The organism is Bradyrhizobium sp. AUGA SZCCT0158 (assembly GCF_018130065.1).
Lineage (GTDB): Bacteria > Pseudomonadota > Alphaproteobacteria > Rhizobiales > Xanthobacteraceae > Bradyrhizobium.
The window spans coordinates 121,159-140,523 of the sequence record NZ_JAFCME010000008.1; the positions used below are offsets into that span (position 1 = coordinate 121,159).

Consider the following 19,365-nt stretch of genomic DNA (forward strand, 5'->3'; position numbering starts at 1 on the left):
TTGACCTCCTCTCCAACAATCAAACCGTTTCTCGACGTATTGTCCGGCCACCGTCAGCCGGTGCCGCCGGTCTGGATGATGCGGCAGGCCGGGCGTTATCTGCCCGAGTATCGCGAGCTGCGCGCCAAGGCCGGCGGCTTTCTCGATCTGTGCTTCACGCCGGAATACGCCGCCGAGGTGACGCTGCAGCCGATCCGCCGTTTCAACTTCGATGCCGCGATCATCTTTTCCGACATTCTCGTCATCCCCTACGCGCTCGGCCGTTCCGTACGCTTCGAGGCCGGCGAAGGCCCGCGGCTCGATCCCCTGGATACGCCGGAGCAAGTGACGAGCCTGGCCACGCAGGCCGACTTCAGCAAACTTGAACCGGTGTATGAAGCGCTGCGCCGCGTTCGCCGCGAGCTTGACCCCAACATCGCGCTGATCGGCTTCTGCGGCGCGCCGTGGACGGTGGCGACCTACATGGTCGCAGGCCAGGGCACGCCGGACCAGGCGCCGGCCCGGATGATGGCCTATCGCCATCCCCAGGCGTTTTCGAAGATCATCGACGTGCTGGTCGAGAATTCGATCCAGTATCTGCTCGGCCAGCTCAAGGCCGGCGCCGACGTGCTGCAGATTTTCGACACCTGGGCCGGCGTGCTGCCGCCGCGCGAATTCCAGCGCTGGTCGATCGAGCCGGCCAAACGCATCGTCGCGGGCGTGCGCGCGCAAGTGCCCGATGCCAAGATCATCGGCTTTCCCCGCGGCGCAGGTGCAATGCTGCCCGCTTACGTCGAAGCGACCGCCGTCAATGCCGTCAGCATCGACTGGGCGGCCGAGCCGTCATTGATCCGCGAGCGCGTTCAGAACCGCGTCGCCGTGCAGGGCAATCTCGATCCGCTGGCGCTGATCGCCGGCGGTGCGGCGCTCGATCGCGCGGTCGACGACGTGCTGGCGAATTACGCCAGCGGCCGGCTGATCTTCAATCTCGGCCACGGCATCCAGCCAGAAACGCCAATCGCGCATGTCGAGCAGATGATCAAGCGGGTGCGGGCGTATAAGGGCTAGCGCGCATCCTCTAAAATCATATCCGAGGCTTTTTCGGCGATCATGATGGTCGGCGCGTTGGTATTGCCGGACATCAGGTCCGGCATGATGGAGGCATCGACCACGCGCAGGCCCTCGATGCCGCGCACGCGCAAGCGCTGATCGACCACGGCCAGCGGATCGTTGCCCATCCGGCAGGTCGAGGTCGGATGATAGACCGTGCTGCCGGTGCGGCGGCAGAAATCCAGCAACTCGTCGTCGCTCGCGACTTTCGGGCCGGGATCGACCTCGCCGACCGCAAATGGCTTGAGCGCCGGCGCCGCGAGAATCTTGCGCAATATCCTGATGCCGTCGATGAAGGCGCGGCGGTCGGTTTCGGTCGCGAGATAATTGATACGGATTTCCGGCGCCACGCTCGGGTCCGCGCTCTTGATGCGCAGCGAGCCGCGGCTTTCGGGACGCAGCTGGCATACCGAGGCCGTGAAGCCCGATTGCGCATGCAGCTTCTCGCCCATCTTGTCGGTCGAGAACGGCAGGAAGTGAATCTGGATATCGGGCGAGGCCAAACGGGGACTGGTCTTGAAGAACGCGCCCGAGGTGCCGGCCGCGATCGTCAGCGCGCCCTTGCGGAACGCCGCATATTGCAGACCGGCCATCACTCGCCGAACCGGGTTGTTGACGATGTCGTTCAGCGTGATGGATTGGGCGCAACGCGTCACCAGGCGGACCTGCAAATGATCCTGCAGATCGTTGCCGACACCTTGCGCGTCGAGCACCACTTCGATGCCGTGGCTCTTCAGGAGGTCGGCGGGGCCGACGCCGGAGAGCTGCAGCAATTGCGGCGAATTATATGCGCCGCTGGAAACCAGGATTTCCTTGCGCGCCCGTGCAATGCGCACGCGGCCTTCCTGCTTGTACTCGACCGCTTTGGCGCGGCGGCCTTCGAACAAAATGCGCTGCGCCAGCGCCGAGGTTTCGATGTGCAGATTGCTGCGGTTCTTCGCGGGGCGAAGATAGGAGAACGCCGAACTGGCGCGGCGGCCGCGCCGCGTCGTGGTCTGGAAGAATCCCGCGCCTTCCTGGGTCGCGCCGTTAAAATCCGGATTGGTCGGGATGCCGACTTCAGCGGCTGCGACAACGAAAGCTTCCGACAAGGGATCGTGATGCCGCCAGTCCGACACCGGCAGCGGACCGCCGGAACCGTGATACTTGTCGCCGCCGCGTTGTTGATTTTCGGCCTTCTTGAAATAGGGCAGCACGTCGTCATAGCCCCAGCCGGCATTGCCGCGCTGGCGCCAGCGATCATAGTCCTCGTGCTGGCCGCGCACATACAGCAGGCCGTTGATCGAGCTCGATCCGCCCAGCACCTTGCCGCGCGGCTGAAACACCTGCCGGCCGTTCAAGCCCGGCTCGGGCTCGGTCTGGTACATCCAGTTGAGGGATTTTTCCTTGAACAGCTTGCCGTAGCCGAGCGGCACGTGGATCCAGAGATTGCTGTCCTTTGGTCCGGCCTCCAGCAACAACACCGAATGCTTGCCGTCCGCGCTCAGCCGGTTGGCGAGCACGCAGCCGGCCGAGCCGGCACCGACGATGACGTAATCGAATTCGGAAGCGTCGTTATTATTGTTCATTGGTTCCCCCGGGCACTATCCGGCGTCCCTCCTCCCTATGCAACGATGTGGGATGATCACGGGCGATGCACCGTTCGGGTGCATCGCCACACAGGATGCCAGCCATGGAAAACAGGTAGCGGGGGCGTCCGATAGGGTCAAGTTGCCGCAAGCTTTGAGAAATCCGGCGGGCGGCGCTCGGCGAATGCCGTGAAGGCTTCGCGCGCCTCCATCGTCTTCAACCGTTCCGCGAACCGTTCACTCTCTGCCAGTATCTGCGCCATCAACATCTCGGGATTGCGCATCAGCCGCTTGGTCGTGCTGACGGCACCGGCCGGTTGCCTGGCGAGACGTCCCGCAAGCGCCTTTGCCTCGGCATCGAGCCGGTCGAGCGGCACGACGCGGTTGGCAATGCCCCACGCAAGCGCGGAGGCAGCATTCACGGCCTCACCAAGCGCAAACATCTCAAAGGCGCGCGCATAACCGATCCGAAGCGGCATCAGCAGGCTGGAGGCGGCTTCCGGCACCAGTGCCAGATTGACGAACGGCGTTGAAAGCAGCGCGTTTTCGGCCAGCACCACGAGATCGCAATGCAGCAGCATCGTGGTCCCGACGCCGACGGCGCGTCCGTGGACCGCGGCAACCAGCGGGCGGCTGGATTGTGCGAGCGATTTCAGGAAGCGGCTGACGTGGCGCTCGCCCTGCATCTGGCCGGTGGCAATCGCCGCGAACTCGCCGACGTCGTTGCCGGCAGTGAACATGTCGCCTTCGCCCCGGATCAGGACCACGCGGACGGCGGGATCGGTCTCCGCACCCTGGATCGCGTCCGCCAGCGCGCCGTACATCGCGTTTGTCAGCGCGTTCTTCTTGTCGGGTCGCGCCATCGTCAGAATCAGAATGCCGCCGTCGTTTTCGATTTTGATGTGTTCGGTCACTGCACTTCTCCTCTTGGAAACCTGGTTTGAAAACTGGTGAGCCAGCGCGCGACGATTTCGATTTCGGCGTCGGTGAATCCCTCGGCGAGGCGTGCGTTGATTTCGGCAAGCCCGGCCTTCGATTGTGCCAGTGCCACGCGCCCGACCGGCGTCAGCCAAAGCCGCCACGCGCGGCCGTCATCCGGATCGGCGCGCCGCTCGATCAGGCGAGCCGCCGTCATCCGGTCCACCAGGCCGCTGATGCCGGGCGGACCGAGGTCCAGCGCCGCACCCGCCTCGCCCATCAGGGCCCCGTCGTGTTGACCGAGGATAAAGAGCAAGCCGGATTGCGCGGCCGTCACCCCGTTCCTCTCTGTCTTCGTGGCGACCCATCGCTGCAGCCGCCGCTGCGCGACGTTGAGCAGGAAGACCAGCCGGCGGTCCGGGCGGGAGGTCACTTGCGGACGCGCTCCTGGGAATTTAGTTCGCATGCGAAATATCTACCCGAAGAATGTGATGTCGCACCCTCGGCACCGAGCGAGGTTGCGCGGCCGGCCCGCGCCGGCGAAGAAGGCGCCCGCTTCCACCCGGAATTCCTGCTCGACTGCGTACCAACCGGTCCCAAGGCGCGGCCCCGCCCAATGGAGCGGTCCAGGAGAGCGGCCAAGTGATTGGTTGCCCTTTGGTCCCGGCGGGAGGATGCTGTCGACCCTGGGCAAAGGGAGAGCGGCATGAGCAAGGCAAGCCTCGACAATCGCCACCGCAACCACGATGGCGAAATCAGCCACAAGCACGGCGCCACGCTGGTTGGCACGTTTCGCAAGATTTACGGACAGGGATTCGCCGCCGGTTATCCGGCAACCGAGAAGCTGAGCGACGTCTTGCTTCAGCTCAACGAGACCTCGCTGAGCCAGCTTCGCCGGGATTACGAAACCGGTCACCTCGAACACAAGATCGCGAAAACGGCGAAGTAGAGCCCCCGCCTCCGCAACTCTGTCCCAAACGTTCGCCGAACGCGACGGCAGCGGCCGCGTGTCGATCGATGACCAGATGTTTTGACGCGCTTTCTTCACGCCGCTTCGCCTGAAAACGCCGTCGACGATAGCAACAAGAGCAAGGATACCGTGATGAACCTGCCAACGCATTTGCTGCCGACCACCGTGGTCGGAAGCTATCCGCAGCCGGAATGGCTGGTGGACCGTGCGATGTTGTCGAAGGTGGTGCCGCGCACGCGCATGCATGCGATGTGGCGGCTGCCGCCGGAGCATCTGCAGGAAGCGCAGGACGACGCCACCATCGTGGCTATCCGCGACATGGAGCGCGCCGGCATCGACATCGTCACCGACGGCGAAATCCGCCGCGAAAGCTATTCCAACCGGTTTGCGACCGCGCTCGACGGCATCGACGACGAAAAGCCTGACATGATCACCTCGCGCAGCGGGCAACAGACGCCGGTGCCGCGCGTGGTTGGCCCGGTGAAGCGCAAGGGCCCGGTCGAGCTCCACGACATGGAATTCCTGCGCAGGAATACCGACCGCGCGGCCAAGATCACCCTGCCCGGCCCGTTCACGATGAGCCAGCAAGCCAGGAACGAGTTCTACAAGGACGACGAAGAACTCGCGATGGCGTTTGCGGAGGCCGTCAACGCCGAAGCGCTGGATCTGCAAAAGGCCGGCGCCGACGTGATCCAGCTCGACGAGCCCTGGGTGCGCAACAATCCGGACCTCGCAAGGCGCTATGCCGTCAAGGCCATCAACCGCGCATTGGCCGGCATCACTGTGCCGACGGTCGTGCATCTGTGCTTCGGCTATGCCGCGGTCGTGCCGGGTTCGACCAAGCCGGCGGGTTATTCGTTCCTCGCCGAACTCGCCGACACCAGCGCCGAACAGATATCGATCGAGGCCGCGCAACCGAAGCTCGATCTCGGCGTACTCAAGGATCTCTCATCGAAGAAGATCATGCTGGGCGTGCTTGATCTGGGTAATCCCGAGATCGAGACCGCCACCATCGTCGCCGATCGCATCCGCAACGGCCTCAAGCATGTCGCGGCCGAACGTCTGGTGGTGGCGCCCGATTGCGGCATGAAATACATGACGCGCCACGTCGCATTCGGAAAGCTGAAGGCGATGTGCGAGGCGGCTGCGATCGTACGCAATGAAATCAGCTAGGGCGCTTGCCCTCGCACTCAAACCTCGGCGTAAAGTTCGATGACGTTATCCTCGGGGTCGCGGAAGAACAGCGCGCGATGGTGCCAGCTCGGTATATCCCGGGGCGGGCTCAGGATTGTCACCCCCCTGGATTGCAACGTCGCATAACAGGAATCGATCAGATGCGGCGCAACCCGGAAGGCGAGCTGGACCGCGGCCGAGCCGGGGGGAAACGGACCATCGTGCCACGCAGCCCAGGGACCGCGCGGCCTCAAGGTGAGCAGCGCGGAGCCGACCTGAAAGCTGACCCAGTTCTCACTGTCGTGAGCGAGCGGAAAGCCCATCACGTCGAGATAGAACTGCTTGGTCTCCTGCATTTTCGAACACAGCAGAATGGTGTAGTCGAGATTGCGAATGTCACCCAGACTCATGCAGCTGCCATCCTTGAAAAATCGATCTGAAATGACTGGCCACGCCGCGAGACGGCCCAACGAAAATGATAGCTCTTATGGGACTACATCGTCAAAGCAGCTTGGCGCGGACGAACAGCGCGCGCAATGCGGCGGTCGCCTGCACCGTCAGCATCGCATCTTCAGCGGCGCCTTGCAGCGTACGGACCGCATCGGCGTGCAACGACTTGAACTCGATCCATTCGACCGAGCTGAGATTGGTGATAAACTGATAGGCCTGGCCGACGGTACCGATCGATACCGTCTTGCCGTTCAAACTGATCTTGAACGTGGCCCGCAGCGGCGTGTCGGAATTGGAGACGTTGTTCGCAGTCATGATGGCGACGTCGAACGCCGCGACGCGGTCAGTCCCTCGTTCAGGCTCGGCACCACGACGAGGCGCTTGACCTGCCCGTTTCGATAGGCCTGCAGGAACTTGTCGTATTCCTTGATCGAGACGCAGCCGTTGGAATCGCCATTGGGCCCGAGCAGATAGGAGTGCACCAGCAATCCGGTTCGTCCGAGCGTGTCGGCATCCCCCACCGGCGTCATGCGAAGCGCCGCGACACCATGAAACAGCTTCTCTCGCGGTTTCAGATCATAGACGTTCGGCGGCGTCGCCCCGACCATGCGCATGGCGACCGAGGCTGGGTTATCCATCAGGCCGCCGAGGCCTGAATGCGCCTCGAGCTTGACGCCGTTCGGCATATAAACGGTCCGCGCCGAGATGTCGTAGACGGCGGTCGTGCTGTCATAACCGAGCGCGCTGAGATCCGGCTTCTTGACGAACAAGCCGTCGCCCGGCGTTAGCGACGCCAGCGTAAAGCGCATCGGCACCATATCGGCCAGCTTCTGGAACATGGTCCGGTCGTCCGACCGCGCCGGCGGAGGCGGCGGCGGATCAACCCGTAGCGCCAGACTGGCTTCGGCCGGCCGCGACCTCGGCAGCGGAATCGCAGGTCCGGCTGGCGCTGCGGGCTGGTCGACCTGCGTGTCCGGCAATAGCTCGGCCAGCTGGCTTTCGATGTGACCGAACTCGGCGTCGAAATCCGTTCGCGCCGGACGGAAGACGGGACGCGAGGGATACCTGATCGACGACGCGTTGCGCGCCGATCCCGATCCGAACCTGTCATCGAACGAGAATGTACCGGCGCTGTTGGCGGCTTGCGGATTTCGTAGCCAGGCAACGAGATCAACATTCATCGACCAGGCGGCCAGCGCCGACGTCACCACGAGCAAGGCAGCGGCCAAGGCGGCCTTGCCGACCAATGGAAAACCGCGGCTCAAAGCAGGCCCGGTCGTGCTCGTGGTCCTGTAATCCATCCGTCCCCGGCTCGGCGCTTCGGAATCAGACCTGATTCCGCAAGGGATTCACCGAATAAGCCCAAATATAATGCAATTCAAAGTAAGGCATAATCGAGACACCGGACCGCGGCTAGGGTCATCCATCGAATTCGCCGCGACCCGGGCAATCTTGGTAAACAGCCGCCGGTTCCGGGTGTGACAATAATGGAGGCATGCTCAGGGCCGGATCGTCGGGCTGGTATTCGGCGCCGGCGCCTGTTCCAGCTCGGAATGGTCCGGCAGCTTGTCCGCATGCACTGATAGCGGGGGCCCGATCCAGATCGGATCGGCAAGATGGTCGCGGCGCGGATTCGTCGTGTTCGGATGGACCAGAACGCTCAGCCTGCCATGATTGAGCATCAGCCAGGGCACCAGTTCAGGGAACACCTCTTTGGCAAAGGCCACCTGATACATCGCCTGATCGTGGGGACCGACCTTGACGTCGTGCCAGCGGCCGATCGTCACCGAAAAGCGCTCGCCAATCCAGCCGCGCAACTGCTCGGCCTCGCCCCGCGTCGCCGCCGGATCGTAATAGATATGGGCATGGTAGCTGGCGATCTCGCTCAGAGGTCGCGGACCATCCTTCTCCGGCAACTCGCTCATCGCGACCGCTCCGTTTCCTGCCAATCAAATACAGCAGCAACCATCGCCTCAAGCGGCGGGAGGGTCAATCGGCAGATGCTCACCTTTCCGGCAGCGGCATTTGCGCTGACTTCAGCTGCGCCGTTTGCCGCCTTCGAAGACGGTCATCCCGGCGGCGGGATCGAGGTCGGTTTCGGTCGCCTCGGTGAGGCGCGCCATCATCATGTAGAAGCCGATCGTCATGATCGATTCGACGATCTCCTGCTCGGAGAAATGCGCGCGCATCCCGCCAAATACCGGCTCAGGCACACGCACATTGTCGACCACTTCCCGACCGAACGCCAGCAGCGCCTGTTCGGCTGCATTGAACGCGGCGTCGACGTAATTGCCTTGTTCGAGGCAGTCGATCTGCGGCTGCGTGACACCGACGCCGAGCGCGATCGGGACATGCTGGCGCCACTCATAGGCGCCGCCTTCCCGCTGCGCGGCCTGCAGGATCAGCAACTCGCGATTGACGTGGCTGAGCTTCTGCTTATGCAGGATGGAGTTGGCGAACCGCATCGCCGGAATGAAGTTGGTCTCGGCATGCGCCAGCATCCGGAAGATGTTGAGCTTGACCGGCATCCGGTCGAAAGCCGTGCGCATGTCGCCGCTGGTCTTCTCCGGATCGATCAGGGGTAGTCTGGCCATGTGCGTCTCCTGCGCTTGCTGTTTTTCTTTCGACGTTGACCGGGGATCAGCGAGGTCTGACGTCACGGATCGGATCGGAGCCGTCCCAGGCGGCCGCGATCTGCTTGATGTGCTCAAAGAAGCGTCCCTTTCCGCCGCTGATATCGGAGATCTCGATCACGGTGCCGGGATGGGATTCCGTATCGAAATAGCAGAAGCGGCCCTGCTCGCCGCCGATCTGGCCCTCGTGCCCGACCTTGTAGCCCAGCGACAACGCGCGGTCGTAGAGCGCCTGATATTCCCTCGTCCAGTACGACATGTGCTGCATTCCTTCGCGCTCGGAATCGAGAAACTCCTTGTACATGGAAGGCGCGTCATTCCGTTGCTGGATCAACTCGATCTGAAGATCGCCGGAATTGGCGAGCGCGATGCTCATCTCCACGCCGGACTCGGCACCGCGGTGACGGAAATAGTCGGTCTTGACCCGGTCGATATAGAACCAGGGCCCGACGCCCATCACGTTGATCCAGTGATCCATCGCGGCGTGGATGTCACGCACCACATATCCGTTCTGACAGACGGCGCCAAAAATGCGACTCATGTTTACCTCCGTTGCCGCGGACCTTAGTCCGCCTATTGCGGACCGCCGCGGCATCATTTCCCGTCAGCCGATCGAACGGCCGCCGTCGATCACGAGCTCGGTGCCCGTGACGTAGCGGCTCTCGTCGCTGGCGAGCCACAGAATGCCATTGGCGATATCTTCCGGCATCGCCTTGAACCCGAGCGGCACCGCGCGTTCGGTCAGCTTGTCCAGTGTCGGCCCGCGCGGCGGTCCCGAATTCGAGCCTGCCTCGGCGGTGCCGATCAGCGTATCCCAGATCGCGGTTTCGGTGATGCCGGGGTGAAGCGAGTTGACCCGCACGCCGTCCTTGGCAGCGGCGCATTCCAGCGCGACGGATTTTGTGAACAGACGGACGCCGCCCTTGGTCGCGCAATAGCCGGACACGTTTGGCGAGGCTTTGATTCCCGCGATCGAGGAAACATTGATGATGCTGCCGCCACCGCCTGCGCGCATCAGCGGAAGCGCGGTTTTGACGCCGAGGAAGACGCCATCGAGGTTGACGGCAACCTGCCGGCGCCAATCGGCAAGCGACATGCCGACGACCGGACTGGAGAGACCGATCCCGGCGTTGTTGACGAGAACGTCGAGCCGGCCGAACCGCGCCTTCGTCCTCGTTATCACCGACTGCCAGTCTTCCTCGCTGGTCACGTCGTGATGGAAGTATTCCGCCGCGCATCCGGCCGATCGCAATTCGCTTAGCAGGCGCTCGCCGTTCTCGTCCTGCAGATCGGTCGCGACGATCTTCGCGCCCTCGCGCGCCAACACGATGACCGCGCCGCGCCCGATCCCATTGGCGGCGCCGGTCACCAGCGCGACCTTGCCTTCGACCCGCCGTTTCATGCGCTCCGCCCGTTCACGCCAAATCCTCCCAGCCCGGCCGGGCGCTGTTCTTGGAAACGTTTCCACGATTGAGCTTGATGTTTCCATTGATGTCAATATTAATAGGTAAAGTACCTCAAATAACGTTTCCAGTAACACGTCGATTTTGATCTGCCAGAGTTCGAATCCAAACGAATCCGGGCGCTTAGGACGAGACAGCGGGCACGCAGGACCGATGGCCAGAACCCAGCCGACTCCATCCCTGCGCCCGACCATCCGCGATGTCGCCGCGCAAGCCGGCGTGTCGGTCTCTAGCGTCAGCCGGGTGTTGAACCGCGAGCCGCATACGAGTCCTGAACTGCACGCCCGGATCATGCGCGTGGTGGACCGACTCGGGTTCGAGCCACATTCCGCCGCGCAGGCGCTGCGCTCGCGCGCGAGCAACACGATCGGCTGCATGGTCTCGGATATCTCCAACCCGCTCTACAGCGAGATGGTCAACGCCGCGGAAGAGGAATTGCAACGCGCCGGCTACGTCCTGATGCTCGGCGCAACCCGGCACGCCGAGGAACGCGAGACCGCTTTCATATCCGCGGTGCGCCGGCGGCGGATGGATGGATTGCTGCTGTTCGCCGGAGACAACACTCACAAGGATTTCACCAGCGCGCTGGCCACGCTCGACCTGCCCTGTGTCGGGATCGACCGCGAGGTGCCGGGCGCGCCGTCGGTGCGCGCCGATCATCGCGGCGGCGGCTTTGAGGTGACGCGCTATCTCATCGGCCTCGGCCATCGCCGTATCGCACTGCTGACCGGGCCTGCGGCGGTGCTGCCGAGTACGGAGCGGGTAGCCGGATATCGGCAGGCGCATATTGAATCCGGACTTGATGTCGATCTCGATCTCGTGCGCCCCCAGGTGCACGGCTCGGGCATCGCCTTCAGCGACGTCTGCCAGTTGCTGCAGGGTCCTGCGCCGCCCACCGCTGTTATCACGCTGGGAACGCATATGCTCGCAAGCGTGATGGACGCGTTCGCCAGCAACGGCATTCGCTATCCGAGCGACATCTCGCTGGTGTGTATCGGCGACACGGATCTGGCCCGGCACGCGACGCCGGCAATCAGCACGCTGACATGGGACTTGAGCGAAATCGGCAGGATCGCCGCAAAAACCCTGCTTGAGCGGGTGCGCGACGGCGATCAGGCCCAGGACACGAGGCCGATTTATCTGCCGACCCGATTCATCCTTCGACATTCCTGCGCTGAGCCGCGCGCCAAATGATTTGAGAATCTACCCTGCCTACCTACCTGTTCTGGCGACCATCAAAAAAAGAAAACACCGGGAAACCCAAGGGAGTTGCGTATGAAGTTCCGCGTAATGCTGCTGACATTGCTGACGTTCGTATTGGCCATTTGTGCGGCACGAGCCGAAGATGCGTCGGACTACCCCTCCAGAAAAATCAAGATGCTGCTGCCGTTCGCGGCCGGTGGCGGCGGTGACGTGATCGGCCGGCTGCTGGCCGACAAGATGGGCAAGCGCCTGGGGCAGACCATTTTCGTCGAAAACCGCACGGGGGCGGCCGGCACCATCGGCACGCAGATGGTCGCGACCTCACCGGCGGACGGTTACACCATCATGATCGGCGGCATGACCACCCACGTCCTTGCGCCCGCGTCCTATGCGAACCTGTCCTATGACCCGATCAAGGATTTCGCGGTCATCGGCCGCATCGGAACGTCGGCGATCCTGGTGGTGGCCTCGAAGAATTTTCCGGCCAACGACCTGCGCGGCCTGATCGCGATGGCGAAAAAGGGCGACCAGATCCAGTACGGCACTTGGGGCGTCGGCTCGACCGGACATTTCTGCGCGGAGATCCTGTCGCAGAAGGCCGGCATCAAGCTCGAACACGTCCCGTTCAGCGGCGCGGCCAAGCTTGCCAATGACATGATCGGTGGCCACATCTCGCTCGGCACGCTGGACATGGCGACGGCGACGCCGCTGGTGAAGGATGGGAAATTAAAGGCGCTGGGCACGTGCGGGGATCGCTCGCCAAGCCTGCCTGAAGTCGCAAGCTACAAGGACCAGGGGATCGATTTTGAGCGCAGCCTGTCCTGGGTCATGTACGCGCCCACCGGCATTCCCGACATCGCCGCGAAGAAGCTTTCAGCAGCACTGCAGGAGTCGATCGCCGAAGTGGACATGACCGAAAGGCTGCTCGCGCTCGGCGTCACCGCGGACTTCATCCCTGGAGACCGGCAGCGCGACATCAATTTGCGCGACATCGAGGCCTGGAAGGTGGTCGCCAGAGAAGCCAAAATCGAGATCAAGTGAACGCGCGGGCGATCCGGCCGAATTGCCGGCACGCCGCGCCCGAAGCAGGTTCAGTTTTTCTTGCCGAACAGCACCGGAAGCTGGCGCGGGCCACGCACCGTGCCTTCCGACCAGGTGACCTTGCCGGCCGGATCGAGCTTGAAATCCGGAATCCGCTTCAGCCATTCCTCGATCGCGACCGTCATTTCCATGCGCGCGAGGTTGGAGCCGACGCAGCGGTGGATGCCGAGACCGAACGCGGCATGGCGGTTTTCCTTGCGGTCGATCACCACCTTGTCGGCATCGGGGAACATCGCGGGATCGCGGTTGGCCGCCGGGAACGACAGCAGCACCATGTTGCCCGGCTTAACCGGGCAGCCGCTGATGGTGGTTTCCTTCATCACTTCGCGCGCCATCGTGACCGGCGAATAGGCCCGCAGAAACTCCTCGATCGCGCTCGGCATCAATTCGGGCTCCGCGATCAGCCGGTCGCGGTCCGCGGGCGTATTCGCCAGATGCCACAGCGATGAGCCGATCGCGCTCCAGGTGGTGTCGATGCCGGCAATCAGCAGCAGGCGCAGCGAACCCAGCACCTGGGAATCTTCCAGCGGATTGCCGTCCTTGTCCTTGGCCTTCATCAGGGTCGAGATCAGATCGTCGGTCGGATGCGCCTTGCGATGCTCGATATGGCCGGTGAAATACGCGGTCATCTCCTGCACCGCCTGCACCAGCATGCTCTCGTTCTTGATGCTGAGCTCGAGGATCATGTGGATCCATTTGACGAAGAGATCGCCATCCTTCTCGGGAATGCCGAGCATGTGGGCGATGGCGCGCACCGGAACATGCTTGGTGTAGCGCGCCGCGGCGTCGCATTGACCGTCTTCGATGAATTCGTCGATCAGCTCGTTGCAGATGGCGCGGACCCGCGGCTCCAGTTTCGTCATCGCGTCCGGCGTGAACGGCGGCAGCAGCAATTGCTTGGCGGGCTTGTGCTCGGGCGGATCTGACGTGATCGGAGGCGCGGCGTTGCGCTGCACTTCCGGCCGCACGTCGCGCACGATGACGCGCCGCGAGGAGAAATGCTCGGTGTCGTAGGCGATCTCCTTCACCGCTTGATAGGTGGTTGGCAGATAGCAGCCAAGGAAACGCTTGGTGTGCACGACAGGGCATTCGCTGCGCAACTCGTCCCAGATCGGAAACGGATTCTCGGTCCAGCGCGGATCGGTATGATCGAAATCGTTGACCCAGTCGGTGACCGGAGGATGTTCGGGCATCATGCTGACGGAATCGGACATCGCGCAAATTCCTTTTGCTTGGTTCGTTCAGGACGAGCTTGATTTCAGGACCGGACTATCGCCGCTATTCTTCCTGCACTTCGATCGCGATTTCGGGGCAATTGGTCTGGGCGAGCCAGGCCTTGTCTTCCATGCCCGCGGGGACCGAACCGTCGCCGACTTCATGGGCATTGCCGAATTCGTCGAGCTCGAACAGTTCCGGCGCCAGCGACTTGCAGCGTGCGTGTCCCTGACATTTGTCCTGGTCGACGCGGATCTTCAGCTTTCCCGACATGCGAGCGCTCCTTCAAGCCGCGCGCGCTCGAGTGGCGCGTCGCATTTCCTCATGTTGATTTGGGCGCTGCCGGCCGCGGCCGGTCCGCCTCTTCAAGTTATATCCTATTACATTATCGTCGCGATTGTGCTGTCAAGCGGAAAGTTATAGATCATTACACTGAATGCCGCCTCGCCCCGCACGTAAAGCGCTCAACACCTATCACCATGGGGATCTCCGCGATGCCCTGGTTCAGGCCGCGCTCGGGGAAGTGGAACTCGGCGGCCCCGAAGCGATCAGCATCAGTGCGCTGGCCAAGAGGCTCGGCGTCTCGCAGCCGGCTCCCTACAAGCATTTTGCCGACCGCGAGAGCCTGCTCACGGCGGTAACGGCCGAAGCCTTCCGCCAGTTCAACGCCATCCTGCGCGAGTCGATCGGAAAACCCTCCAGGCGTTCGAAACTTTCGCGCCTGGCGCAAGCCACATTGGATTTCGGTCTACGCCGCAACGGCGTCTACCGCCTGATGTTCGCCTCACGGATCATGGCATGCGCACCCAAGGGCAGCGAGCTGCACGTCGCCGCGATGGAAACCTTCGAGCTGCTGCTGGAATCCCTCGAAGCGCCCGCGGTCGGATTGCTGCGCGAACGCAGCGCCCTGCAAATCTGGGCCGCGCTGCACGGCGTGGTCATGCTGGCCGAACAGGGACTTCTCACCGGCCAACTTGCCAATGTCAGCCGGGAAGAACTGGTCGAAGATATCGTCGAGCAGACCAAACTGGCGCTGGCGGTGGCCATCAAGGCGGCGGATAAGAACGGCCGATAAGGCTCACCCGGTCCTCATGGTGCGGCGTCCGCAAATCCGTTATCATGGGGCTTGCGTAGCTGTTGCCGGAAAAGCGGCTGCCCTGGATGCGAGTGGGCCGGTGCAAGTTCGATTGAAAATGAGATTTGCGCACACCCGGCCGGCGCGAACCGGCCTGCGGCTGGCACTCGGGATATTGCTGTCGCTTTGCTGGTCCGGGCTCGCGTCTGGCAAGGACAATGGCGAGGATGAAGATGAGCCGGCCAAGCCGAAGCCGGTATTGCCGAACATCTATCTCGACTTGCGGACGATCTACACCACCCTGCCGGCAGGTACGCTCTCGATCGGCTTCAACGCGCCGCCACTATTGTCGACGCTGTCGAACCTGACATCGCTCGGGACCTTGTCCTCCCCGGCCAGCCGAAGCATCAACCTCGACATTCCCGTGACGGTCGATGTCAACGATTGGCTGTCGGTCTATGGTGGCGTCAGCGGCGCTTCGTCCCAATCGGGCAGCCTGCCCTGGTCGTCGTTCGATATCTACGGTTTTACCGTCGGATTTCAGGCCGACCTCTATCAGCAAAACGGCGGCATGTTTCCAACGGTGACGATACAAAGCAACGCATCGCGATCGATTTCCGACGCGCCATTGGCCACGACCTCCTACAATACGATCCTCGAATTCGGCTACGCGCTGAACCCGGACGAAACGCGGGGACTGCTCGCCGGCGCGCAATACACAAAGATCATCGTCGATTCCATATTCGCTGAAGTGAAGCCTGGCTATGTCGGCTATCTCGGCGGCTACTATCAGTGGGACAACAACTGGAAGCTGACCGGCCGCTTCGGCGTGCAATCGTTCGGCGGCGCGCAGCTTCTCAATCTCACGCCGTTCCCGGCCTTCACCCAGCCGATCGTACGGCTCGATCTCGACCGCATGGACGACGACGACAACCGCCTGTTCGGCGTCACCGCGCAGATCGCCTGGACGCCGAAGCCGTCCTATCAGCTGACGGTGAGGACGCCGCTCTATGCGATCAAGAATTAAGGCGCGTTCCGGCACCCGCGGATGCCGCCCCCGATCACACTGACACATTCACATCCAGGAGAAGACATCATGACATCCAGCGACGGCGCACGGACGCTCGAAGGCAAGGTTGCATTGGTCACCGGCGCGGGCCGCGGGCTCGGCCGCGCTTTCGCGGAAAAACTGGCTGCGATGGGCGCCAACGTCGCGATCCACGGCATGCGCGAGAACGGACCGGCCGAATATGGCGAGGGATCGACGCTGACCGCAGTCGCGGAAGATGTCGCCAAGGCGCATGGCGTACGCACCGTTCGCGTGCTCGGTGATCTCACGCAAGGCGTCGACATCGCCCGCGTGGTCGAGACCACGACGCGCGAACTGGGGCCGATCGATATCCTTGTCCACAATGCCGGCGGCGACATCGCCGCCAAGGGCGGCAAGCCGGATCCGAACGACGCCATCACGATCAAGGAAGAGGACGTGCGCGCGGTGCTGGATCGCAACCTGCTCAGCACGATCCTGACCTGCCAGGCGGTAGCGCAGGAGATGATGAAACGGCGCCAGGGCCGCATCGTCACCGTCGGTTCGGTCGCGGCCTTCAAGGGCCGCACCAAAGGCTCGATCTACGCCGTCGCCAAGGCCGGCATGACGCATTACACGCGCTGCCTCGCCGACCAGCTGCGCGCCTACGACATCAATGTGAACTGCATCGCGCCGGGCGACACCCGCACCGGCCGCTTCATGGGCACGCGCGCGGTCGACCAAAATCGTCTGGTCGAAACCGGCACGCTCGACCGCATCGCCACCGTCGATGAAGTCGCGCGCGTCGTCGAAATGTTCGCTGGCCCGATGGGGGCGTTCGTCTCAGGACAGGTGCTGCGCGTCGACGGCGCCGGGCAGTGCTGGGCGGCCTGACACCCGCTCTCTCAACTGGTCAAATTCGCCGGAATGGTAGGTGGCGCCGTCAGGCGTCACGATTTCGACGTCCCAGCAGCCGTCCGATATCAGTTCGTCGGCCTTTTTCATCGCGGCCAACACCGACTCCCGCCGCAAGGTCACGGTTCCCGATGTATCGAGCGCGGTAATGAGAAATACCATGGGCGGCTCCTGTTTCGGATTCGCACCAGTGTGGCTGGGAATACGGCCGGGTCAAGCGGCATGAATTGGAGGCCAGGAGAAGAAAAACCTACCCCGGAACGGCAGCGGGAAAGGGGCTTCCACGTTCTGGCCGCAGATTGCATACCGCTACCCTTGCTTCCGGGCCGAACTGGGCGACATTAGGGGCTCGTTCAATGGAAGCCGCCATGAGCTCGCCCGCCTTCGATCCCTTTGGAGAACTGGTCCCGACCGCCGATTCGGCGGCCGCGCCGGAGCGTGCGCCGAGCTGGCTGAAATCGGCCGGTGTCGGGCTGTTCTGGGGGCTGGTTGGCGTCATCGTGCTGGCGCGCGCGATGTACTTCGAACCGGGCGCTTTCAGCTTCGGGCAGGCCGTGGCGTGGGCACAGGGCCTGTTCGGGTTGCTCTAGGGGCACGCGATACGCCCGCCCCGGTTGAAGCGAGAAGAAAAATACTCTCCCCGCCTCGCTAAATCGAAAATTTATTGGTGAAGCCGAGCAGGCCGGCGCATAAACTGTTCTCCAAAACGGGGGGCATGTGCCGCAACAAGACCACGAGACGGACGGGATAAGGTCGGAACCAGGCGCGCTCGGCCGCAGCCTGGCCCTCATTCCCGGCATCGCAGTTTGCGGCGCGATCACCGCCGTTTCGCTTGGCGCCCAACTGGTCGAAGAGCACATCTTCGCCCACCCCTATGTCGAAGCGCTCGTCATCGCGATCCTGCTCGGGATGGCGATTCGCACTGCCTGGCACCCCTCCGAGCGCTGGCGCTCCGGCATTGCCTTCAGCGCCAAACAGCTGCTCGAGGTCGCCGTCATGTTACTCGGCGCTTCCGTCAGCTTTGCCGCGATCGTGGCGTCCGGCTACCTTTTGGTCGCAGCGATCGTCGCTACCGTCATCATCATGCTGGCTGTCAGCTACGGCCTCAGCCGGATGCTCGGCCTGCCGACCAAAATGTCGATCCTGATCGCCTGCGGCAATTCGATCTGCGGCAATTCGGCAATCGCCGCGGTGGCGCCCGTGATCGGCGCCGATGGCGACGATGTCGCCTCGTCGATCTCCTTCACCGCGATCCTCGGCGTCCTGATGGTGCTGGGCCTGCCGCTCCTGATCCCGTTGCTCGCGCTGTCCGCGACGCAATACGGCATTCTGGCGGGCCTTACCGTCTATGCCGTTCCGCAGGTGCTGGCGGCGACCGTCCCCGCCGGTATCGTCGCCACGCAGATCGGCACGCTGGTGAAACTGGTGCGCGTGCTGATGCTGGGGCCGATCGTGGTCGGGCTCTCGCTCGTCGCCGCGCACCGCCGCAAGCGCCATGCCGACGCGACCAGGGCGGTTGCGATCAGCCCGTTCAAGCTGGTGCCGTGGTTCATCATCGGCTTTCTGGTGCTCGCCGCGCTGCGCTCGCTTCAGCTCGTACCTGACATCGCGGTCGCGCCGGTGACCAAAACCGCTGGTATCCTCACCGTGCTGTCGATGGCCGCCCTCGGGCTTGGTGTCGATGTGCGCGTTCTCTCAACGGTCGGCGGAAGGGTCACCGCCGCGGTCACGCTGTCGCTGCTCCTGCTGCTCGGCCTGAGCATCGGACTTGTGCATTTCTTCAGATGAGCGAACCGTCAGTGTGGCCTACGCCGCTCTCATTCCGCCCAATTGTGCAACAGCCGATCGATATCGCCGCCTGCGGTCACAACCAGCGTCACGATGTCCTTGCATGGCCGCATTCTACATAGCCATCCGGCGTTTCGTCTATCAGACTCCGACGCCGACGCACCTCGATGACGTCGTCGTTGACGCCGTCAGGCTATTTCTCGAAGGCTCAAAGTCCCTGATGCCTGAGCTTGTCGCATCCAAAAGCAAGCCCTGATCACAATGCGCGACTCGTTGGCGCAAGAACCGTCGGGACTCCGCGGAAATCATACCCACTCGGCGCTGAGGATGCCGCGGTACCCGAACGGCAGACCGCGACATGATCTCTTGCCCCTTATGATTGCCCCGACGGCTGCGTCATTGCTCTTCCACTTCCTTGAACGCCTCCCGCGCGTTTCGGAAGGCATCGATTCCCGAAGGGATGCCGCAATAGACGGCGACCTGAAGCAGGATCTCCTTGATCTCGTCCTTTGTAAGCCCGTTCACGAGGGCCCCTTTTACGTGCAGCTTCAGTTCGTGGGGACGGCCCAGCGCACCGAGCATGGCCAGATTGACGATGCTGCGGGTACGACGGTCCAGACCCGGCCGCGTCCACAGAGCGCCCCAGCAAAATTCGGTCGACCATTCCGCCATCGTCCGGGTGAATTCATCGGCGCCGGCAATGGATTTGTTGACGTAATCCTCGCCGAGCACTTCCTTGCGAACCTTCAGGCCCTTGTCGAACAACTCAGTCATCGT

General features: G+C 63.0%; 24 protein-coding genes. 10 read left to right on the top strand and 14 right to left on the bottom strand.

The window, feature by feature from the left end:
• Positions 1 to 1,047 carry a uroporphyrinogen decarboxylase gene (gene hemE / locus JQ574_RS13665; protein ID WP_212209172.1) on the top strand — a complete coding sequence of 349 codons (1,047 nt, stop codon included), beginning with the start codon at positions 1 to 3 and terminating at the stop codon, positions 1,045 to 1,047.
• Here the strand turns inward: hemE and JQ574_RS13670 are convergent.
• From JQ574_RS13670 to JQ574_RS13680, 3 genes are all read right to left on the bottom strand, one after another.
• Positions 1,044 to 2,657, bottom strand: a complete 1,614-nt coding sequence (locus tag JQ574_RS13670; RefSeq protein ID WP_212383598.1) for a GMC family oxidoreductase — start codon at positions 2,655 to 2,657, stop codon at positions 1,044 to 1,046. The genes hemE and JQ574_RS13670 overlap by 4 nt on opposite strands.
• Positions 2,658 to 2,794: 137 nt before the next feature.
• Positions 2,795 to 3,571: an enoyl-CoA hydratase gene (locus tag JQ574_RS13675; protein WP_212209170.1), complete on the bottom strand. Its 777-nt coding sequence runs from the start codon at positions 3,569 to 3,571 to the stop codon at positions 2,795 to 2,797.
• Complete coding sequence (locus tag JQ574_RS13680) at positions 3,568 to 4,041, bottom strand: MarR family winged helix-turn-helix transcriptional regulator (RefSeq protein ID WP_212209169.1); 474 nt, start codon at positions 4,039 to 4,041, stop codon at positions 3,568 to 3,570. The genes JQ574_RS13675 and JQ574_RS13680 overlap by 4 nt, the downstream gene beginning before the upstream one ends.
• A 240-nt stretch (positions 4,042 to 4,281) precedes the next feature.
• Here JQ574_RS13680 and JQ574_RS13685 point away from each other — a divergent pair, with 240 nt between their 5' ends.
• Positions 4,282 to 4,524 carry a hypothetical protein gene (locus tag JQ574_RS13685; protein ID WP_212209168.1) on the top strand — a complete coding sequence of 81 codons (243 nt, stop codon included), beginning with the start codon at positions 4,282 to 4,284 and terminating at the stop codon, positions 4,522 to 4,524.
• Positions 4,525 to 4,677: 153 nt separating this feature from the next.
• The gene (locus JQ574_RS13690; protein WP_212209167.1) at positions 4,678 to 5,718 is read left to right on the top strand and encodes a 5-methyltetrahydropteroyltriglutamate--homocysteine methyltransferase; all 1,041 of its coding nucleotides are present in this window, start codon (positions 4,678 to 4,680) and stop codon (positions 5,716 to 5,718) included.
• A gap of 17 nt (positions 5,719 to 5,735) precedes the next feature.
• Here the strand turns inward: JQ574_RS13690 and JQ574_RS13695 are convergent, their stop codons facing one another.
• From JQ574_RS13695 to JQ574_RS13725, 7 genes are all read right to left on the bottom strand, one after another.
• Positions 5,736 to 6,128, bottom strand: a complete 393-nt coding sequence (locus JQ574_RS13695; RefSeq protein WP_212209166.1) for a VOC family protein — start codon at positions 6,126 to 6,128, stop codon at positions 5,736 to 5,738.
• A gap of 91 nt (positions 6,129 to 6,219) precedes the next feature.
• On the bottom strand, positions 6,220 to 6,483 hold the full coding sequence (locus JQ574_RS13700) for a hypothetical protein (RefSeq protein WP_212209165.1): 264 nt from the start codon (positions 6,481 to 6,483) through the stop codon (positions 6,220 to 6,222).
• A complete protein-coding gene (locus JQ574_RS13705; protein WP_249119321.1) occupies positions 6,480 to 7,469 on the bottom strand; it encodes a DUF2778 domain-containing protein in 990 nt (329 codons plus the stop codon). Before JQ574_RS13705 ends, JQ574_RS13700 begins: the two co-directional genes overlap by 4 nt.
• Before the next feature lie 198 nt (positions 7,470 to 7,667).
• Positions 7,668 to 8,093, bottom strand: coding sequence for a DOPA 4,5-dioxygenase family protein (locus JQ574_RS13710; protein WP_212209164.1), 426 nt, complete (start codon positions 8,091 to 8,093; stop codon positions 7,668 to 7,670).
• Between the two features lie 111 nt (positions 8,094 to 8,204).
• Positions 8,205 to 8,762 (bottom strand): carboxymuconolactone decarboxylase family protein, encoded by a 558-nt coding sequence (locus JQ574_RS13715; RefSeq protein ID WP_212209163.1) that lies wholly within the window; start codon positions 8,760 to 8,762, stop codon positions 8,205 to 8,207.
• Positions 8,763 to 8,808: 46 nt separating this feature from the next.
• Complete coding sequence (locus JQ574_RS13720; RefSeq protein WP_212209162.1) at positions 8,809 to 9,342, bottom strand: VOC family protein; 534 nt, start codon at positions 9,340 to 9,342, stop codon at positions 8,809 to 8,811.
• Positions 9,343 to 9,405: 63 nt separating this feature from the next.
• Positions 9,406 to 10,203 carry an SDR family NAD(P)-dependent oxidoreductase gene (locus tag JQ574_RS13725; protein ID WP_212209161.1) on the bottom strand — a complete coding sequence of 266 codons (798 nt, stop codon included), beginning with the start codon at positions 10,201 to 10,203 and terminating at the stop codon, positions 9,406 to 9,408.
• A gap of 214 nt (positions 10,204 to 10,417) precedes the next feature.
• On the opposite strand from JQ574_RS13725, the gene JQ574_RS13730 reads away from it, so the two are divergent.
• Together JQ574_RS13730 and JQ574_RS13735 are read left to right on the top strand one after the other, a co-directional pair.
• Positions 10,418 to 11,458 (top strand): LacI family DNA-binding transcriptional regulator, encoded by a 1,041-nt coding sequence (locus JQ574_RS13730; protein ID WP_212209160.1) that lies wholly within the window; start codon positions 10,418 to 10,420, stop codon positions 11,456 to 11,458.
• Between the two features lie 81 nt (positions 11,459 to 11,539).
• Entirely contained in the window at positions 11,540 to 12,508 is a 969-nt protein-coding gene (locus tag JQ574_RS13735; protein WP_212209159.1) for a tripartite tricarboxylate transporter substrate binding protein, read from the top strand.
• 50 nt (positions 12,509 to 12,558) lie between these two features.
• On the opposite strand, the gene JQ574_RS13740 is transcribed toward JQ574_RS13735, so the two are convergent.
• On the bottom strand, positions 12,559 to 13,782 hold the full coding sequence (locus tag JQ574_RS13740) for a cytochrome P450 (RefSeq protein WP_212209158.1): 1,224 nt from the start codon (positions 13,780 to 13,782) through the stop codon (positions 12,559 to 12,561).
• A 64-nt stretch (positions 13,783 to 13,846) separates the two neighbouring features.
• Entirely contained in the window at positions 13,847 to 14,056 is a 210-nt protein-coding gene (locus tag JQ574_RS13745; protein WP_211997681.1) for a ferredoxin, read from the bottom strand.
• A gap of 163 nt (positions 14,057 to 14,219) precedes the next feature.
• Between JQ574_RS13745 and JQ574_RS13750 the strand changes: the two genes are divergently transcribed.
• From JQ574_RS13750 to JQ574_RS13760, 3 genes are all read left to right on the top strand, one after another.
• Entirely contained in the window at positions 14,220 to 14,858 is a 639-nt protein-coding gene (locus JQ574_RS13750) for a TetR/AcrR family transcriptional regulator (RefSeq protein WP_212209157.1), read from the top strand.
• Positions 14,859 to 14,976: 118 nt separating this feature from the next.
• Positions 14,977 to 15,885, top strand: a complete 909-nt coding sequence (locus JQ574_RS13755; protein ID WP_212209156.1) for a hypothetical protein — start codon at positions 14,977 to 14,979, stop codon at positions 15,883 to 15,885.
• 69 nt (positions 15,886 to 15,954) lie between these two features.
• Positions 15,955 to 16,779, top strand: coding sequence for an SDR family NAD(P)-dependent oxidoreductase (locus JQ574_RS13760; RefSeq protein WP_212209155.1), 825 nt, complete (start codon positions 15,955 to 15,957; stop codon positions 16,777 to 16,779).
• On the opposite strand, the gene JQ574_RS13765 is transcribed toward JQ574_RS13760, so the two are convergent.
• Positions 16,729 to 16,962: a hypothetical protein gene (locus JQ574_RS13765; protein ID WP_192740622.1), complete on the bottom strand. Its 234-nt coding sequence runs from the start codon at positions 16,960 to 16,962 to the stop codon at positions 16,729 to 16,731. The genes JQ574_RS13760 and JQ574_RS13765 overlap by 51 nt on opposite strands.
• A gap of 206 nt (positions 16,963 to 17,168) precedes the next feature.
• On the opposite strand from JQ574_RS13765, the gene JQ574_RS13770 reads away from it, so the two are divergent.
• Both JQ574_RS13770 and JQ574_RS13775 read left to right on the top strand, forming a co-directional pair.
• On the top strand, positions 17,169 to 17,390 hold the full coding sequence (locus tag JQ574_RS13770) for a hypothetical protein (RefSeq protein WP_212209154.1): 222 nt from the start codon (positions 17,169 to 17,171) through the stop codon (positions 17,388 to 17,390).
• Between the two features lie 127 nt (positions 17,391 to 17,517).
• On the top strand, positions 17,518 to 18,588 hold the full coding sequence (locus JQ574_RS13775; RefSeq protein ID WP_409363402.1) for a YeiH family protein: 1,071 nt from the start codon (positions 17,518 to 17,520) through the stop codon (positions 18,586 to 18,588).
• 396 nt (positions 18,589 to 18,984) lie between these two features.
• Here the strand turns inward: JQ574_RS13775 and JQ574_RS13780 are convergent, their stop codons facing one another.
• Positions 18,985 to 19,362, bottom strand: coding sequence for a carboxymuconolactone decarboxylase family protein (locus JQ574_RS13780; RefSeq protein ID WP_192734580.1), 378 nt, complete (start codon positions 19,360 to 19,362; stop codon positions 18,985 to 18,987).
• Positions 19,363 to 19,365: the final 3 nt, after the last annotated feature.

Excerpts from the sequence above, each read along its gene's own strand:
- JQ574_RS13670 (WP_212383598.1), bottom strand. The coding sequence starts at position 2,657 with ATGAACAATAATAACGACGCTTCCGAATTCGATTACGTCATCGTCGGT.
- JQ574_RS13680 (WP_212209169.1), bottom strand. The coding sequence starts at position 4,041 with ATGCGAACTAAATTCCCAGGAGCGCGTCCGCAAGTGACCTCCCGCCCG.
- JQ574_RS13685 (WP_212209168.1), top strand. The coding sequence starts at position 4,282 with ATGAGCAAGGCAAGCCTCGACAATCGCCACCGCAACCACGATGGCGAA.
- JQ574_RS13690 (WP_212209167.1), top strand. The coding sequence starts at position 4,678 with ATGAACCTGCCAACGCATTTGCTGCCGACCACCGTGGTCGGAAGCTAT.
- JQ574_RS13695 (WP_212209166.1), bottom strand. The coding sequence starts at position 6,128 with ATGAGTCTGGGTGACATTCGCAATCTCGACTACACCATTCTGCTGTGT.
- JQ574_RS13700 (WP_212209165.1), bottom strand. The coding sequence starts at position 6,483 with ATGACTGCGAACAACGTCTCCAATTCCGACACGCCGCTGCGGGCCACG.
- JQ574_RS13705 (WP_249119321.1), bottom strand. The coding sequence starts at position 7,469 with ATGGATTACAGGACCACGAGCACGACCGGGCCTGCTTTGAGCCGCGGT.
- JQ574_RS13710 (WP_212209164.1), bottom strand. The coding sequence starts at position 8,093 with ATGAGCGAGTTGCCGGAGAAGGATGGTCCGCGACCTCTGAGCGAGATC.
- JQ574_RS13715 (WP_212209163.1), bottom strand. The coding sequence starts at position 8,762 with ATGGCCAGACTACCCCTGATCGATCCGGAGAAGACCAGCGGCGACATG.
- JQ574_RS13720 (WP_212209162.1), bottom strand. The coding sequence starts at position 9,342 with ATGAGTCGCATTTTTGGCGCCGTCTGTCAGAACGGATATGTGGTGCGT.
- JQ574_RS13725 (WP_212209161.1), bottom strand. The coding sequence starts at position 10,203 with ATGAAACGGCGGGTCGAAGGCAAGGTCGCGCTGGTGACCGGCGCCGCC.
- JQ574_RS13730 (WP_212209160.1), top strand. The coding sequence starts at position 10,418 with ATGGCCAGAACCCAGCCGACTCCATCCCTGCGCCCGACCATCCGCGAT.
- JQ574_RS13735 (WP_212209159.1), top strand. The coding sequence starts at position 11,540 with ATGAAGTTCCGCGTAATGCTGCTGACATTGCTGACGTTCGTATTGGCC.
- JQ574_RS13740 (WP_212209158.1), bottom strand. The coding sequence starts at position 13,782 with ATGTCCGATTCCGTCAGCATGATGCCCGAACATCCTCCGGTCACCGAC.
- JQ574_RS13745 (WP_211997681.1), bottom strand. The coding sequence starts at position 14,056 with ATGTCGGGAAAGCTGAAGATCCGCGTCGACCAGGACAAATGTCAGGGA.
- JQ574_RS13750 (WP_212209157.1), top strand. The coding sequence starts at position 14,220 with ATGCCGCCTCGCCCCGCACGTAAAGCGCTCAACACCTATCACCATGGG.
- JQ574_RS13755 (WP_212209156.1), top strand. The coding sequence starts at position 14,977 with ATGAGATTTGCGCACACCCGGCCGGCGCGAACCGGCCTGCGGCTGGCA.
- JQ574_RS13760 (WP_212209155.1), top strand. The coding sequence starts at position 15,955 with ATGACATCCAGCGACGGCGCACGGACGCTCGAAGGCAAGGTTGCATTG.
- JQ574_RS13765 (WP_192740622.1), bottom strand. The coding sequence starts at position 16,962 with ATGGTATTTCTCATTACCGCGCTCGATACATCGGGAACCGTGACCTTG.
- JQ574_RS13770 (WP_212209154.1), top strand. The coding sequence starts at position 17,169 with ATGAGCTCGCCCGCCTTCGATCCCTTTGGAGAACTGGTCCCGACCGCC.
- JQ574_RS13780 (WP_192734580.1), bottom strand. The coding sequence starts at position 19,362 with ATGACTGAGTTGTTCGACAAGGGCCTGAAGGTTCGCAAGGAAGTGCTC.